This is a genomic window from Streptomyces cinnabarinus, assembly GCF_027270315.1.
GTDB classification, from domain to species: Bacteria; Actinomycetota; Actinomycetes; order Streptomycetales; family Streptomycetaceae; genus Streptomyces; species Streptomyces cinnabarinus.
On sequence record NZ_CP114413.1, the window covers coordinates 5,309,461 to 5,325,823 of the forward strand.

Annotated in this window: 11 protein-coding genes; 10 read left to right on the plus strand and 1 reads right to left on the minus strand. The window is 66.6% G+C overall.

Features of this window, described 5'->3' with window-relative positions:
- Positions 1–56 precede the first annotated feature (56 nt).
- From rplJ to STRCI_RS24150, 5 genes are all read left to right on the plus strand, one after another.
- Positions 57–587, plus strand: a complete 531-nt coding sequence (rplJ, locus tag STRCI_RS24130) for a 50S ribosomal protein L10 (protein WP_269661056.1) — start codon at positions 57–59, stop codon at positions 585–587.
- Between the two features lie 113 nt (positions 588–700).
- Entirely contained in the window at positions 701–1,087 is a 387-nt protein-coding gene (gene rplL / locus STRCI_RS24135) for a 50S ribosomal protein L7/L12 (protein WP_269661057.1), read from the plus strand.
- Positions 1,088–1,678: 591 nt separating this feature from the next.
- The gene (gene rpoB / locus STRCI_RS24140) at positions 1,679–5,164 is read left to right on the plus strand and encodes a DNA-directed RNA polymerase subunit beta (protein WP_269661058.1); all 3,486 of its coding nucleotides are present in this window, start codon (positions 1,679–1,681) and stop codon (positions 5,162–5,164) included.
- A gap of 94 nt (positions 5,165–5,258) precedes the next feature.
- Entirely contained in the window at positions 5,259–9,158 is a 3,900-nt protein-coding gene (locus tag STRCI_RS24145; RefSeq protein WP_269661059.1) for a DNA-directed RNA polymerase subunit beta', read from the plus strand.
- A 170-nt stretch (positions 9,159–9,328) separates the two neighbouring features.
- Positions 9,329–9,952 (plus strand): hypothetical protein, encoded by a 624-nt coding sequence (locus STRCI_RS24150; protein WP_269661060.1) that lies wholly within the window; start codon positions 9,329–9,331, stop codon positions 9,950–9,952.
- Positions 9,953–9,961: 9 nt separating this feature from the next.
- Here the strand turns inward: STRCI_RS24150 and STRCI_RS24155 are convergent, their stop codons facing one another.
- Complete coding sequence (locus STRCI_RS24155; protein WP_269661061.1) at positions 9,962–10,900, minus strand: hypothetical protein; 939 nt, start codon at positions 10,898–10,900, stop codon at positions 9,962–9,964.
- A 152-nt stretch (positions 10,901–11,052) separates the two neighbouring features.
- Here STRCI_RS24155 and STRCI_RS24160 point away from each other — a divergent pair, with 152 nt between their 5' ends.
- The 5 genes from STRCI_RS24160 to tuf all read left to right on the plus strand — a co-directional run bounded on the left by STRCI_RS24160 (position 11,053) and on the right by tuf (position 16,258).
- Positions 11,053–11,613 (plus strand): DUF1707 and DUF4190 domain-containing protein, encoded by a 561-nt coding sequence (locus STRCI_RS24160; RefSeq protein WP_269661063.1) that lies wholly within the window; start codon positions 11,053–11,055, stop codon positions 11,611–11,613.
- 297 nt (positions 11,614–11,910) lie between these two features.
- Positions 11,911–12,282, plus strand: coding sequence for a 30S ribosomal protein S12 (gene rpsL / locus STRCI_RS24165; RefSeq protein WP_003948652.1), 372 nt, complete (start codon positions 11,911–11,913; stop codon positions 12,280–12,282).
- 2 nt (positions 12,283–12,284) lie between these two features.
- Complete coding sequence (gene rpsG / locus STRCI_RS24170; protein WP_003992340.1) at positions 12,285–12,755, plus strand: 30S ribosomal protein S7; 471 nt, start codon at positions 12,285–12,287, stop codon at positions 12,753–12,755.
- Positions 12,756–12,794: 39 nt separating this feature from the next.
- On the plus strand, positions 12,795–14,921 hold the full coding sequence (gene fusA / locus STRCI_RS24175) for an elongation factor G (protein ID WP_269661064.1): 2,127 nt from the start codon (positions 12,795–12,797) through the stop codon (positions 14,919–14,921).
- Positions 14,922–15,064: 143 nt separating this feature from the next.
- The gene (gene tuf / locus STRCI_RS24180) at positions 15,065–16,258 is read left to right on the plus strand and encodes an elongation factor Tu (protein ID WP_269661065.1); all 1,194 of its coding nucleotides are present in this window, start codon (positions 15,065–15,067) and stop codon (positions 16,256–16,258) included.
- The last annotated feature ends 105 nt before the right edge of the window (positions 16,259–16,363 follow it).

The following is a 16,363-nucleotide window of genomic DNA, read 5'->3' on the forward strand; positions in this document are numbered from 1 at the left end:
CCAGTCCTCCTTCGGGTCCGCGCGGTCCGAATCACCCGGAAGGAGGCCGAGGCTCTATGGCGAGGCCCGACAAGGCTGCCGCGGTTGCCGAGCTGACGGACAAGTTCCGCAGCTCGAACGCCGCCGTGCTGACCGAGTACCGCGGTCTCACCGTGGCGCAGCTCAAGACGCTGCGTCGTTCGCTCGGTGAGAACGCCCAGTACGCCGTGGTGAAGAACACGCTGACCAAGATTGCGGCCAACGAGGCCGGGATCACGCTGGACGACCAGCTCTTCGCTGGTCCGACTGCCGTCGCCTTCGTCACCGGTGACCCGGTGGAGTCGGCGAAGGGTCTTCGTGACTTCGCCAAGGACAACCCGAATCTCATCATCAAGGGCGGTGTCCTTGACGGCAAGGCGCTGTCCGCCGATGAGATCAAGAAGCTTGCGGACCTCGAGTCCCGCGAGGTTCTGCTCAGCAAGCTGGCCGGCGCGATGAAGGGCAAGCAGTCCCAGGCTGCCTCTGTCTTCCAGGCGCTGCCGTCGAAGCTCGTCCGCACCGTGGACGCTCTTCGCGCCAAGCAGGCCGAGCAGGGCGGTGCCGAGTAATTCGGCTCGCTTTCTGATCCGTGCCCCACGGCACGGGTCGCAGCGGGCCCGAACGTACGCCCGCCTCACCCAGTACATCCGGCACCTGCCGAATTAGTGGAAGGACCGCCATCATGGCGAAGCTCACCCAGGAAGACCTGCTTGCGCAGTTCGAGGAGATGACCCTCATCGAGCTCTCCGAGTTCGTGAAGGCCTTCGAGGAGAAGTTCGACGTCACCGCCGCCGCTGCCGCGCCGGTCGTCGTCGCCGGTGGTGCCGCTGGTGGCGCCGCCGAGGCCGTCGAGGAGAAGGACGAGTTCGACGTCATCCTCACCGGTGCCGGCGACAAGAAGATCCAGGTCATCAAGGTCGTGCGTGAGCTGACCTCCCTCGGCCTGAAGGAGGCCAAGGACCTGGTGGACGGCGCCCCGAAGCCCGTCCTCGAGAAGGTTGCCAAGGACGCCGCCGAGAAGGCCGCCGAGTCCCTCAAGGGCGCCGGCGCCTCCGTCGAGGTCAAGTAACACCTCACGGGTCCGCACGGACTCACCGCGAGCTGATTTCGGCCCCGTAGGGCTGTAACGCGAGCGCACCGAAGAGCGATCATCCATCCGGGTGGTCGCTCTTCGTCGTTCCTGGAGGGCAGGCCGCGGTTGCCTTGCACCCGAGGTCGCGGGGGGTATGGTGATCTTCGTCGTGTCTCCGGCGGACCCCGGTTTCGGCAAGACAGGCCTTGACGAACCGCACGCAGCGCGCAATTCTCAGGACGCGTCGTCACAACGGTCCGAATCCGAGGCATGGATCGACGGCGAAGAGGGCAGTATCAACGTGCATCGAGGGCGGGCATGCCGAGGGCGTTGAGAACGAGGGCGTTGAGCACAACAAGGGTCGCGAAAAACCCGCACTGGACATCAGTGTGCCAAGTGGCTACACTGACCCTTTGCGCTGCCTGTTAGCTGTCCCCTGCCCGTCACCAGGGGCATGCCCTCACCTGAGCACAGACGACCGGACCACCCCTGACCTGGCCAAACAGCCAAAATGGGGAACCTGTCCCCGTGCCCCGGAGAGGGGCCGGTACGCGCGTAGTGAGTCCGAGCCCTCGGAAGGACCCCCTCTTGGCCGCCTCGCGCACTGCCTCGACCGCGAATACGAACAACGGCGCCAGCACCGCCCCGCTGCGCATCTCCTTTGCAAAGATCAAGGAGCCCCTCGAGGTTCCCAACCTGCTCGCGCTGCAGACCGAGAGCTTTGACTGGCTGCTCGGGAACACCGCCTGGCAGAGTCGGGTCGAGGCGGCTCTGGAGTCGGGTCAGGACGTCCCCACCAAGTCCGGTCTGGAGGAGATCTTCGAGGAGATCTCCCCGATCGAGGACTTCTCCGGGTCGATGTCGCTGACGTTCCGCGACCACCGTTTCGAGCCCCCGAAGAACAGCATCGACGAGTGCAAGGACCGCGACTTCACGTATGCGGCCCCGCTCTTCGTGACGGCTGAGTTCACCAACAACGAGACCGGCGAGATCAAGTCTCAGACGGTCTTCATGGGCGACTTCCCGCTCATGACGCACAAGGGCACCTTCGTCATCAACGGCACCGAGCGTGTCGTGGTGTCGCAGCTGGTCCGTTCGCCCGGTGTCTACTTCGACTCCTCCATCGACAAGACGTCCGACAAGGACATCTTCTCGGCCAAGATCATCCCGTCCCGGGGTGCCTGGCTGGAGATGGAGATCGACAAGCGTGACATGGTCGGTGTGCGTATCGACCGCAAGCGCAAGCAGTCCGTGACCGTTCTGCTCAAGGCTCTCGGTTGGACGACCGAGCAGATCCTGGAGGAGTTCGGCGAGTACGAGTCCATGCGCGCCACCCTGGAGAAGGACCACACCCAGGGCCAGGACGACGCGCTGCTCGACATCTACCGCAAGCTGCGTCCGGGCGAGCCCCCCACGCGTGAGGCCGCGCAGACGCTGCTGGAGAACCTGTACTTCAACCCCAAGCGCTACGACCTGGCCAAGGTCGGCCGCTACAAGGTCAACAAGAAGCTGGGTGCGGAGGCTCCGCTCGACGCGGGCATCCTGACCGTCGAGGACGTCATCTCGACGATCAAGTACCTGGTGAAGCTGCACGCCGGTGAGACCGAGACGGCCGCGGACAACGGCCAGACGATCGTCGTCGAGACCGACGACATCGACCACTTCGGCAACCGTCGTCTGCGCAGCGTCGGCGAGCTCATCCAGAACCAGGTCCGTACGGGCCTGGCGCGTATGGAGCGCGTCGTCCGTGAGCGCATGACGACTCAGGACGTCGAGGCGATCACGCCGCAGACCCTGATCAACATCCGGCCGGTCGTCGCCTCCATCAAGGAGTTCTTCGGCACCAGCCAGCTGTCGCAGTTCATGGACCAGAACAACCCGCTGTCGGGTCTCACCCACAAGCGCCGTCTGTCGGCTCTTGGCCCGGGTGGTCTCTCCCGTGAGCGGGCCGGCTTCGAGGTCCGTGACGTGCACCCCTCGCACTACGGCCGCATGTGCCCGATCGAGACGCCCGAAGGCCCGAACATCGGTCTGATCGGTTCGCTCGCCTCCTACGGCCGGGTCAACGCGTTCGGCTTCGTCGAGACGCCGTACCGCAAGGTCGTCGACGGCCAGGTCACCGACGAGGTGGACTACCTGACCGCCGACGAGGAGGACCGGTTCGTCATCGCGCAGGCCAACGCCACGCTCAACGACGACATGCGGTTCGCCGAGGCCCGCGTCCTGGTCCGCCGCCGTGGCGGCGAGGTCGACTACGTCGGTGGCGAGGACGTCGACTACATGGACGTCTCGCCGCGCCAGATGGTGTCGGTCGCGACCGCCATGATCCCGTTCCTCGAGCACGACGACGCCAACCGTGCCCTCATGGGCGCGAACATGATGCGTCAGGCCGTGCCGCTGATTAAGTCCGAGGCCCCGCTCGTCGGCACCGGCATGGAGTACCGCTCCGCCGTCGACGCCGGTGACGTGGTCAAGGCCGAGAAGGCGGGTGTGGTCCAGGAGGTCTCCGCGGACTACATCACCACCGCCAACGACGACGGCACGTACATCACGTACCGCCTGGCCAAGTTCGCCCGCTCCAACCAGGGCACCTCGGTCAACCAGAAGGTCATCATCGACGAGGGCGACCGCGTCATCGAGGGCCAGGTCCTCGCCGACGGCGCGGCCACCGAGAACGGCGAGATGGCGCTGGGCAAGAACCTGCTCGTGGCGTTCATGCCGTGGGAGGGTCACAACTACGAGGACGCGATCATCCTGTCGCAGCGCCTCGTGCAGGACGACGTCCTCTCCTCGATCCACATCGAGGAGCACGAGGTCGACGCGCGTGACACCAAGCTCGGCCCCGAGGAGATCACCCGGGACATCCCGAACGTCTCCGAGGAGGTCCTCGCCGACCTCGACGAGCGCGGCATCATCCGCATCGGCGCCGAGGTCATCGCCGGCGACATCCTCGTCGGCAAGGTCACGCCCAAGGGTGAGACCGAGCTGACGCCGGAGGAGCGCCTGCTGCGCGCGATCTTCGGTGAGAAGGCCCGTGAGGTCCGTGACACCTCGCTGAAGGTGCCGCACGGCGAGACCGGCAAGGTCATCGGCGTCCGCGTCTTCGACCGCGAGGAGGGCGACGAGCTTCCCCCCGGTGTGAACCAGCTGGTGCGCGTCTACGTCGCGCAGAAGCGCAAGATCACCGACGGTGACAAGCTCGCCGGCCGCCACGGCAACAAGGGCGTCATCTCGAAGATCCTGCCGATCGAGGACATGCCGTTCCTGGAGGACGGCACCCCGGTCGACATCATCCTCAACCCGCTGGGTGTGCCGTCCCGAATGAACCCGGGACAGGTGCTGGAGATCCACCTCGGCTGGCTCGCCAGCCGCGGCTGGGACGTCTCCGGTCTCGCGGACGAGTGGGCGCAGCGCCTTCAGGTGATCGGCGCCGACCAGGTCGCCCCGGGCACGAACGTCGCGACCCCGGTCTTCGACGGTGCGCGCGAGGACGAGCTCGCGGGTCTGCTGAACCACACCATCCCGAACCGCGACGGCGAGCGCATGGTGCTCCCGACCGGTAAGGCGCGGCTGTTCGACGGCCGTAGCGGTGAGCCGTTCCCGGACCCGATCTCGGTCGGGTACATGTACATCCTCAAGCTCCACCACCTGGTCGACGACAAGCTGCACGCCCGGTCGACCGGTCCGTACTCCATGATCACCCAGCAGCCGCTGGGTGGTAAGGCTCAGTTCGGTGGCCAGCGGTTCGGTGAGATGGAGGTGTGGGCGCTGGAGGCTTACGGCGCCGCGTACGCCCTCCAGGAGCTGCTGACCATCAAGTCCGACGACGTCACCGGCCGCGTGAAGGTCTACGAGGCCATCGTCAAGGGCGAGAACATCCCCGAGCCCGGCATCCCCGAGTCCTTCAAGGTGCTCATCAAGGAGATGCAGTCCCTGTGCCTGAACGTGGAGGTGCTGTCCAGCGACGGTATGTCCATCGAGATGCGTGACACCGACGAGGATGTCTTCCGCGCCGCGGAGGAGCTCGGCATCGACCTGTCCCGGCGCGAGCCGAGCAGCGTCGAAGAGGTCTGACGGGAGTCCGGAGGCCTTCACCACGAAGGCCTCCGGCCCCAGGACCCCCGTATCAGACCCAAAGACTTACAACCCTGAGAGGGATTGACGCATAGTGCTCGACGTCAACTTCTTCGACGAGCTCCGGATCGGCCTGGCCACCGCTGACGACATCCGTCAGTGGAGCCACGGTGAGGTCAAGAAGCCCGAGACCATCAACTACCGCACCCTCAAGCCCGAAAAGGACGGACTCTTCTGCGAGAAGATCTTCGGTCCGACCCGGGACTGGGAGTGCTACTGCGGCAAGTACAAGCGTGTCCGGTTCAAGGGCATCATCTGTGAGCGCTGTGGCGTCGAGGTGACTCGCGCCAAGGTGCGCCGTGAGCGGATGGGCCACATCGAGCTGGCCGCGCCCGTCACCCACATCTGGTACTTCAAGGGCGTTCCGTCGCGCCTCGGCTACCTGCTCGACCTCGCCCCGAAGGACCTGGAGAAGGTCATCTACTTCGCGGCGTACATGATCACGTACGTCGACGAGGAGCGCCGCACCCGCGACCTGCCCTCCCTGGAGGCGCATGTCTCCGTGGAGCGTCAGCAGGTCGAGAACCGTCGCGACGCCGACCTGGAGGCCCGCGCCAAGAAGCTCGAGACCGACCTGGCCGAGCTGGAGGCCGAGGGCGCCAAGGCCGACGTGCGCCGCAAGGTGCGCGAGGGTGCCGAGCGTGAGATGAAGCAGCTGCGCGACCGTGCGCAGCGCGAGATCGACCGTCTCGACGAGGTGTGGACCCGCTTCAAGAACCTCAAGGTCCAGGACCTGGAGGGCGACGAGCTCCTCTACCGCGAGCTGCGTGACCGCTTCGGCACGTACTTCGACGGCTCGATGGGTGCCGCGGCGCTGCAGAAGCGCCTGGAGTCCTTCGACCTCGACGAGGAGGCCGAGAAGCTCCGCGAGATCATCCGTACCGGCAAGGGCCAGAAGAAGACCCGTGCGCTCAAGCGCCTGAAGGTCGTCTCCGCGTTCCTGCAGACCAGCAACAGCCCCAAGGGCATGGTGCTCGACTGCGTGCCGGTCATCCCGCCGGACCTTCGCCCGATGGTGCAGCTGGACGGTGGCCGCTTCGCGACCTCCGACCTGAACGACCTGTACCGCCGTGTGATCAACCGCAACAACCGTCTGAAGCGCCTGCTCGACCTGGGTGCTCCGGAGATCATCGTCAACAACGAGAAGCGCATGCTTCAGGAGGCCGTTGACGCCCTCTTCGACAACGGTCGTCGTGGTCGCCCGGTCACCGGTCCCGGTAACCGCCCGCTGAAGTCCCTCAGCGACATGCTGAAGGGCAAGCAGGGTCGATTCCGTCAGAACCTGCTCGGCAAGCGTGTGGACTACTCCGCGCGTTCCGTCATCGTCGTCGGCCCGCAGCTCAAGCTGCACCAGTGCGGTCTGCCGAAGGCCATGGCGCTGGAGCTCTTCAAGCCGTTCGTGATGAAGCGCCTGGTCGACCTGAACCACGCGCAGAACATCAAGAGCGCCAAGCGCATGGTGGAGCGCGGCCGCACGGTCGTGTACGACGTCCTCGAAGAGGTCATCGCCGAGCACCCGGTGCTGCTGAACCGTGCTCCCACCCTGCACCGCCTCGGCATCCAGGCCTTCGAGCCGCAGCTGGTCGAGGGCAAGGCCATCCAGATCCACCCGCTCGTCTGCACCGCGTTCAACGCGGACTTCGACGGTGACCAGATGGCCGTGCACCTGCCGCTGTCCGCGGAGGCGCAGGCCGAGGCCCGCATCCTGATGCTGTCCTCGAACAACATCCTCAAGCCCGCCGACGGTCGTCCGGTGACGATGCCGACCCAGGACATGGTCCTCGGTCTGTTCTTCCTCACCACCGACGGCGAGCTGCGCGACACCAAGGGCGAGGGCCGGTCCTTCGGCTCCACGGCCGAGGCGATCATGGCGTTCGACGCCGGTGAGCTCGCGCTGCAGTCGGCGATCGACATCCGCTTCCCGGTGGGCACCATCCCGCCGCGCGGCTGGACCCCGCCGGCGCAGGAGGAGGGCGAGCCCGAGTGGCAGCAGGGTGACACCTTCCGCCTGCGGACGACCCTGGGCCGCGCGCTCTTCAACGAGCTGCTGCCCGAGGACTACCCGTTCGTCGACTACTCGGTGGGCAAGAAGCAGCTCTCCGAGATCGTCAACGACCTGGCCGAGCGCTACCCCAAGGTCATCGTGGCGGCGACGCTCGACAACCTGAAGGCGGCGGGCTTCTACTGGGCGACCCGTTCCGGTGTCACCGTGGCCATCTCCGACGTCGTCGTTCCCGAGGCGAAGAAGGAGATCGTCCGCGGCTACGAGGCGCAGGACGAGAAGGTCCAGAAGCAGTACGAGCGCGGTCTGATCACCAAGGAAGAGCGCACTCAGGAGCTCATCGCGATCTGGACCAAGGCGACCAACGAGGTCGCCGAGGCGATGAACGAGAACTTCCCCAAGACGAACCCCATCTTCATGATGGTTGACTCGGGTGCCCGAGGAAACATGATGCAGATGCGGCAGATCGCCGGTATGCGTGGTCTGGTGTCGAACGCGAAGAACGAGACCATCCCGCGTCCGATCAAGGCGTCCTTCCGTGAGGGCCTGTCCGTGCTGGAGTACTTCATCTCCACGCACGGTGCCCGTAAGGGTCTGGCGGACACCGCCCTGCGTACCGCTGACTCGGGTTACCTGACCCGTCGTCTGGTGGACGTCTCGCAGGACGTCATCATCCGCGAGGAGGACTGCGGCACCGAGCGCGGCCTCAAGCTGGACATCGCCGAGCGCGGCGCCGACGGCGTCCTGCGCAAGGCGGACAACGCCGAGACCAGCGTGTACGCGCGCTGCCTCGCCGAGGACATCGTCGTCGACGGCAAGGTGCTCGCCCCGGCGGGCGTCGACCTCGGTGACGTCCTGATCGACCAGCTGGTCGCCGCGGGCATCGAGACGGTCAAGACCCGCTCGGTCCTGACCTGCGAGTCTGCCGTCGGCACCTGCGCCATGTGCTACGGCCGCTCGCTGGCCACCGGCAAGCTGGTCGACATCGGTGAGGCGGTCGGCATCATCGCCGCCCAGTCCATCGGTGAGCCCGGTACCCAGCTGACGATGCGTACCTTCCACACCGGTGGTGTGGCCGGTGACGACATCACCCAGGGTCTGCCCCGTGTCGTCGAGCTCTTCGAGGCCCGTACGCCGAAGGGTGTCGCCCCGATCTCCGAGGCCTCCGGCCGCGTCCGGATCGAGGAGACCGAGAAGACCAAGAAGCTCGTCGTCACCCCGGACGACGGCAGCGACGAGACGGCGTTCCCGATCTCCAAGCGTGCCAAGGTCCTGGTCCGCGAGGGCGACCACGTCGAGGTGGGCCAGCAGCTCACCGTGGGTGCCACCAACCCGCACGACGTGCTGCGCATCCTGGGTCAGCGTGCCGTCCAGGTCCACCTGGTCGGCGAGGTCCAGAAGGTCTACAACTCGCAGGGTGTGTCGATCCACGACAAGCACATCGAGATCATCATCCGGCAGATGCTGCGCCGTGTGACGATCATCGAGTCCGGCGACGCCGAGCTGCTGCCCGGCGAGCTGGTCGAGCGCTCGAAGTTCGAGACCGAGAACCGTCGTGTGGTGCAGGAGGGCGGTCACCCGGCCTCCGGTCGTCCGCAGCTCATGGGTATCACCAAGGCCTCGCTGGCCACGGAGTCCTGGCTGTCGGCGGCGTCCTTCCAGGAGACGACGCGAGTCCTCACGGACGCGGCGATCAACGCCAAGTCCGACTCGCTCATCGGCCTCAAGGAGAACGTCATCATCGGTAAGCTCATCCCGGCCGGTACGGGTCTGTCCCGCTACCGCAACATCCGGGTGGAGCCCACCGAGGAGGCCAAGGCCGCGATGTACTCGGCCGTCGGCTACGACGACATCGACTACTCGCCGTTCGGCACCGGCTCCGGCCAGGCCGTTCCGCTGGAGGACTACGACTACGGTCCGTACAACCAGTAAGCGAGTATCCGCTTGACGGGCGGTCACCCTTCGGGGTGGCCGCCCTTCGGCGTGTTCGGGTCGGCGTTCGAGTGATCGCTCCGTGTCCCCTCCTGGGGTCCCCGTCCGGGCCTTGCCGCTGTGCGAGGTTGGGCCGGACCCAGCCGAGCGGAAGCGGAGGTGCCGGCGTCATGACGTCAGCGATTGCCCGGGTGTTCGCGGTAGCGGCGGCGACGGCCGTGCTGGCGGCCACGGCGGCCTGTGGGGGCGGGGACGACTCCGGGCAGCAGCAGTCCCGTCCCACCGGGTTCGAGGCGGACGGGACGGGGGAGCCGACCTCGGAGGCGGACCGGCTGGCTTCGGTCTTCCCGGGCAGTGACTCCGGGGGCGGTTCGACCTCGGCGATCAAGCTGCCGCGGACCAAGCCGGGGGAGGCGGTCGAGGGGGATGTGCAGGTCCAGGGCTCGAATGAGAACCCGTCCCAGCTTCAGGGCGTCAGATGGGACAGCTCGGAGGCCCAGGGCGAGGTCAGCCAGGAGTGCGTGGGGAAGACGCCGCCCTGCGATGTGGGGATCAAGGTCACCCCGGTGGAACCGGGTCCGTACAGCGGTGAGTTGACGTTCACCATGGACGACGGCTCCAGTCTCACCGTCCCTGTCTCCGGGGAAGCCGTGGGGGACACGGACCCGACCGCGGCGCCGCCCACCACCGAACCCGCGCCGGCGACTCCCACCGAGGTGCCCACGGAAGTTCCTACGGAAGTCCCGACCGACGAGGTGCCGACGGATATCCCCGACGAGTACGAGATCCCCTGAGCGAGCCCCTCAGTCGGCCATGATCTCCAGCCAGGCCATGCCGTCGTCCGGCAGCACCACCAGGTGGCGGTCGGCGTAGCTCTGCGATGCCTGGGAGATCAGATAGAAGCGGGTCGGCGCCTTCGCGACGATACGGAAGCCGCGGTAGACATGGCGGTACGGCGCGGTCTTGGTGCCGTGGTCCTCGTAGGTGATGCCCAGCGCGCTGTGCGCGAGGGGCACCCGGGAATGGACCACCACGAACGGGGAGCCCTGGTAGCCCTGGTCCGCGTGGACCATGGCGTCGCCCCGGCCGACGTCCGCCACATAGAGCGCCATCTCGTAGAACAGGCTCAGCGTCAGCAGCCCGAGCAGGAGCGTGCCGCCCGCCAGCCAGGTCGGCTCGGTCCCGCGGGCGGTTCGGCGGCGGCGGGCGCCCGGGTCCTCGCTCAGCCGCAACTGGACGGCGAAGACGGCGAGGGTGGCGCCCGCCGCGACCACCAGAGCCGGCAGGAACCGGCGGGGCCAGCCCGCCGGGAAGAGCGTCACCGTGTCCGTGAAGAACGTCGGGAAGCCGAACACCACCAGGGCCACACCGACGACAAGCAGCCATCTGATCACCTTCCGGCGCAGCTCCGCGCGCTCCGGCCCGGCCAGCGCCGGGTTCAGCCAGCCGAGCAGCAGGAACACGATCAGCCCGCCGGCCAGCAGCAGGCACACCGGGACGAAGACACCGCTGGTGCTGTTGGACACGACGCCCTGGATGGAGAACCCGAGGTCCTCCGGGGGGACGCCGAGGGCGGTGTAGTACGCCTTGATGTAGATGCTGCCGAAGTAGTAGAGCAGCGCGAAGGCGATGGTGCCGGGTGCCGCGACCAGGGCCGCGTTCCGCATGAACGTCGAGGTGGGGGAGGGCGAGGGCGCTGGGGGCGGCGGGGGCTCGGGGGGCGGCCCCTGCGGCGCGGACATGATCCACAGTCTGTTCGCGGCGCCGGGGGCCCGCATCCGGAGCCGCTCCCCTGGGGGACGCCTCCGGGTTTTCTCCGGGTCCGCGCCCGGTGCCGGAAATGCCGGTTCGGCGGATGATGGAGGGACTCCGACGAGTACGGGGGAGGTGCTCCATGACGCAACCGTCGTGGCAGCCGTGGCAGGGCGGCGCCGTCCCCCAGCCATGGGCCGGACAGCCGTGGGCCGGACCGGGCGGTGCCCCGTCGATGCTCGCCTCGCACGCCGACCGCGAGCGTGCGGTGGACGTGCTCAGGGCGGGGTTCGGGGAAGGGCGTCTGGAGCAGCCCGAGTTCGAGAAGCGCGTCGCCAGGGCGTACACCGCCCGTACGGTGGGGGAGTTGGGCCTGCTCGTCGCCGATCTGCCCAACGGGCCCGTGGCGCACGGCTCGGGGACCTTCATCGCCGTACCGCAGCCCTTCATCGCCGTACCGCGCCCCCGGACGAACGGGAAGGCGGTCGGCTCGGCGGTCTGCGGGCTGCTGTGCCTGGCCAGTTTCGGACTCACCGGCATACCCGCCGTGGTCCTGGGGCACTCGGCACGCGCCGAGATACAGCGGACCGGCGAGGGCGGCGACGGGCTCGCGCTCACCGGGCTGGTGCTCGGCTGGCTGTCGACGGCCGGCTGGCTGGCGCTCCTGACGATCGCGGCGATCGCCGGGATCGTCTCGGGATGACCTCCATTCGAAGATCACTTACGGCGCAGGGGCTTGACATGTTCTGCCGGGTGATCCGGGTGCGGTCCATTTGTTTTGACCGCAGCGAATGAGGTAGGTACGCTCAGACCTTGTGCCTGGGGTGTGCCCTGGCTCTCGTGCGTGCCTTCAACCGCATAGCGAGCTGTGAGCGGCCACCGCAATCTGTGCTCTTTTCGCCTCGCGGCGGGAGTCCGCCGGATTCGACACACCCGACCGCGTGGGTCGGCGACGTTCCAGGTTAGCTTCACCATTCGGCACACAGAAACCGGAGAAGTAGTGCCTACGATCCAGCAGCTGGTCCGCAAGGGCCGGCAGGACAAGGTCGAGAAGAACAAGACGCCCGCACTCGAGGGTTCGCCCCAGCGTCGCGGCGTGTGCACGCGTGTGTTCACGACCACCCCGAAGAAGCCGAACTCGGCCCTGCGTAAGGTCGCGCGTGTGCGTCTGACCAGCGGGATCGAGGTCACCGCTTACATTCCGGGTGAGGGACACAACCTGCAGGAGCACTCCATCGTGCTCGTGCGTGGTGGCCGTGTGAAGGACCTGCCGGGTGTTCGCTACAAGATCATCCGCGGTTCCCTCGACACCCAGGGTGTCAAGAACCGCAAGCAGGCCCGCAGCCGCTACGGCGCCAAGAAGGAGAAGTAAGAATGCCTCGTAAGGGCCCCGCCCCGAAGCGCCCGGTCATCATCGACCCGGTCTACGGTTCTCCTCTTGTCACGTCGCTCATCAACAAGGTGCTGCTGAACGGCAAGCGCTCCACCGCCGAGCGCATCGTCTACGGCGCCATGGAGGGCCTGCGTGAGAAGACGGGCAACGACCCGATCATCACGCTGAAGCGCGCTCTGGAGAACATCAAGCCGACCCTCGAGGTCAAGTCCCGCCGTGTCGGTGGTGCGACGTACCAGGTTCCGATCGAGGTCAAGCCCGGTCGTGCCAACACGCTCGCGCTGCGCTGGCTGGTCGGTTACTCCCGCGCCCGTCGCGAGAAGACCATGACCGAGCGTCTGCTCAACGAGCTTCTCGACGCCTCCAACGGCCTCGGTGCCGCTGTGAAGAAGCGCGAGGACACCCACAAGATGGCCGAGTCCAACAAGGCCTTCGCGCACTACCGCTGGTAGTCGCAACCCACATCGAGACCGAGAGAAGACTGAAGCCTTATGGCTACCACTTCACTTGACCTGGCCAGGGTCCGCAACATCGGGATCATGGCCCACATCGACGCGGGCAAGACGACCACCACCGAGCGGATCCTCTTCTACACCGGCGTCAGCTACAAGATCGGTGAGGTCCACGACGGCGCTGCCACCATGGACTGGATGGAGCAGGAGCAGGAGCGTGGCATCACGATCACCTCTGCTGCCACCACCTGTCACTGGCCGCTCGAGGACAACGACTACACGATCAACATCATCGACACCCCCGGGCACGTCGACTTCACGGTCGAGGTGGAGCGTTCGCTCCGCGTCCTCGACGGTGCCGTCACGGTGTTCGACGGTGTCGCCGGTGTCGAGCCGCAGTCCGAGACGGTGTGGCGTCAGGCCGACCGTTACGGCGTGCCGCGCATCTGCTTCGTGAACAAGCTGGACCGTACCGGCGCCGAGTTCCACCGCTGCGTGGACATGATCTCGGACCGCCTGGGCGCCCAGCCGCTCGTCATGCAGCTCCCGATCGGTGCCGAGGCCGACTTCAAGGGCGTCGTGGACCTGGTCCGCATGAAGGCGCTCGTGTGGTCCGCCGAGGCCGCCAAGGGCGAGATGTACGACGTCGTCGACATCCCGGCCACGCACACCGAGGCTGCCGAGGAGTACCGCGGCAAGCTGATCGAGGCCGTCGCCGAGAACGACGAAGAGATCATGGAGCTGTACCTGGAGGGCGAGGAGCCCTCCGAGGAGCAGCTGTACGCCGCGATCCGTCGCATCACCATCGCGTCCGGCAAGTCCAACGACACCACGGTCACCCCGGTGTTCTGTGGCACCGCGTTCAAGAACAAGGGCGTCCAGCCCCTGCTCGACGCGGTCGTGCGCTACCTGCCGACCCCGCTCGACGTCGAGGCCATCGAGGGCCACGACGTGAAGGACCCCGAGCTGGTCGTCAAGCGCAAGCCGTCCGACGACGAGCCGCTGTCCGCGCTGGCGTTCAAGATCATGAGCGACCCGCACCTCGGCAAGCTCACCTTCGTCCGGGTCTACTCGGGCCGCCTGGAGTCCGGCACCGCCGTGCTGAACTCCGTCAAGGGCAAGAAGGAGCGCATCGGCAAGATCTACCGCATGCACGCGAACAAGCGTGAGGAGATCGAGTCGGTGGGCGCCGGCGACATCATCGCCGTCATGGGCCTGAAGCAGACCACCACCGGTGAGACGCTGAGCGACGACAAGAACCCGGTCATCCTGGAGTCCATGGACTTCCCGGCGCCGGTGATCCAGGTCGCCATCGAGCCCAAGTCCAAGGGTGACCAGGAGAAGCTGGGTGTCGCCATCCAGCGTCTCGCGGAGGAGGACCCCTCCTTCCAGGTCCACTCGGACGAGGAGACCGGCCAGACCATCATCGGTGGTATGGGCGAGCTGCACCTCGAGGTGCTGGTCGACCGTATGCGCCGTGAGTTCAAGGTCGAGGCCAACGTCGGCAAGCCGCAGGTCGCGTACCGCGAGACGATCCGCAAGGCCGTCGAGCGCGTGGACTACACCCACAAGAAGCAGACCGGTGGTACCGGTCAGTTCGCCAAGGTGCAGATCGCGATCGAGCCGCTCGAGGGCGGGGACACCTCGTACGAGTTCGTGAACAAGGTGACCGGTGGTCGTATCCCGAAGGAGTACATCCCTTCGGTCGACGCCGGTGCGCAGGAGGCCATGCAGTTCGGCATCCTCGCCGGCTACGAGATGACGGGCGTCCGCGTCACGCTTCTCGATGGCGCCTACCACGAGGTCGACTCCTCTGAGCTCGCGTTCAAGATCGCCGGCTCGCAGGCCTTCAAGGAGGCCGCGCGCAAGGCGTCCCCCGTGCTCCTTGAGCCCATGATGGCCGTCGAGGTCACCACGCCCGAGGACTACATGGGTGAGGTCATCGGCGACATCAACTCCCGCCGTGGCCAGATCCAGGCCATGGAGGAGCGGGCCGGTGCCCGCGTCGTGAAGGGCCTCGTGCCCCTCTCGGAGATGTTCGGTTACGTCGGCGACCTGCGCAGCAAGACGTCCGGCCGGGCCAGCTACTCCATGCAGTTCGACTCCTACGCCGAGGTTCCGCGGAACGTCGCCGAGGAGATCATCGCGAAGGCCAAGGGCGAGTAACGCACCCCGTTCACACGCTTTAGGCTTGACACCGACCGCCGGGATTCACCCGGAAACGGAAATCCCGGCGGGCGGCATCCCAGCAAAGATCACCCTGGCGCCGATGAGTAAGGCGTACCAGAACCACTCCACAGGAGGACCCAGTGGCGAAGGCGAAGTTCGAGCGGACTAAGCCCCACGTCAACATCGGCACCATCGGTCACATCGACCACGGTAAGACGACCCTCACGGCCGCCATTACCAAGGTGCTGCACGACGCGTACCCGGACCTGAACGAGGCCTCGGCCTTCGACCAGATCGACAAGGCTCCCGAGGAGCGCCAGCGCGGTATCACCATCTCCATCGCGCACGTCGAGTACCAGACCGAGACGCGTCACTACGCCCACGTCGACTGCCCCGGTCACGCGGACTACATCAAGAACATGATCACCGGTGCCGCGCAGATGGACGGCGCGATCCTCGTGGTCGCCGCCACCGACGGCCCGATGCCGCAGACCAAGGAGCACGTGCTCCTGGCCCGCCAGGTCGGCGTTCCGTACATCGTCGTCGCCCTGAACAAGGCCGACATGGTGGACGACGAGGAGATCCTGGAGCTCGTCGAGCTCGAGGTCCGTGAGCTCCTCTCCGAGTACGAGTTCCCGGGCGACGACCTGCCGGTCGTCAAGGTCTCGGCGCTCAAGGCGCTCGAGGGCGACAAGGAGTGGGGCGAGTCCGTCCTCAACCTGATGGCCGCCGTCGACGAGTCGATCCCGACCCCCGAGCGTGACGTCGACAAGCCGTTCCTCATGCCCGTCGAGGACGTCTTCACGATCACCGGTCGCGGTACGGTCGTCACCGGCCGTATCGAGCGTGGTGTCCTGAAGGTCAACGAGACCGTTGACATCATCGGCATCAAGCAGGACAAGACCACCACCACGGTCACCGGCATCGAGATGTTCCGCAAGCTGCTCGACGAGGGCCAGGCCGGTGAGAACGTCGGTCTGCTCCTCCGTGGCATCAAGCGCGAGGACGTCGAGCGCGGCCAGGTCATCATCAAGCCCGGTTCGGTCACGCCGCACACCGAGTTCGAGGCCCAGGCCTACATCCTGTCCAAGGACGAGGGTGGCCGCCACACGCCGTTCTTCAACAACTACCGTCCGCAGTTCTACTTCCGTACGACGGACGTGACCGGCGTTGTGACCCTCCCCGAGGGCACCGAGATGGTCATGCCGGGTGACAACACCGAGATGAAGGTGGAGCTCATCCAGCCCGTCGCCATGGAAGAGGGCCTGAAGTTCGCCATCCGTGAGGGTGGCCGGACCGTGGGCGCCGGCCAGGTCACCAAGATCAACAAGTAAGTCTGTTGATTGACCTGGTAGACCTCTAGGTCTCCCGAAGGGGCCCGTACGACTTCGGTCGTACGGGCCCCTTTGCCATGTCCCGCGGCCCGTGTCCGGTGTCCC

Bases quoted from the DNA above. Each gene is read 5' to 3' on its own strand.
- rplJ (WP_269661056.1), top strand. From the start codon at position 57: ATGGCGAGGCCCGACAAGGCTGCCGCGGTTGCCGAGCTGACGGACAAG.
- STRCI_RS24150 (WP_269661060.1), top strand. From the start codon at position 9,329: ATGACGTCAGCGATTGCCCGGGTGTTCGCGGTAGCGGCGGCGACGGCC.
- rplL (WP_269661057.1), top strand. From the start codon at position 701: ATGGCGAAGCTCACCCAGGAAGACCTGCTTGCGCAGTTCGAGGAGATG.
- STRCI_RS24155 (WP_269661061.1), bottom strand. From the start codon at position 10,900: ATGTCCGCGCCGCAGGGGCCGCCCCCCGAGCCCCCGCCGCCCCCAGCG.
- fusA (WP_269661064.1), top strand. From the start codon at position 12,795: ATGGCTACCACTTCACTTGACCTGGCCAGGGTCCGCAACATCGGGATC.
- rpsG (WP_003992340.1), top strand. From the start codon at position 12,285: ATGCCTCGTAAGGGCCCCGCCCCGAAGCGCCCGGTCATCATCGACCCG.
- STRCI_RS24160 (WP_269661063.1), top strand. From the start codon at position 11,053: ATGACGCAACCGTCGTGGCAGCCGTGGCAGGGCGGCGCCGTCCCCCAG.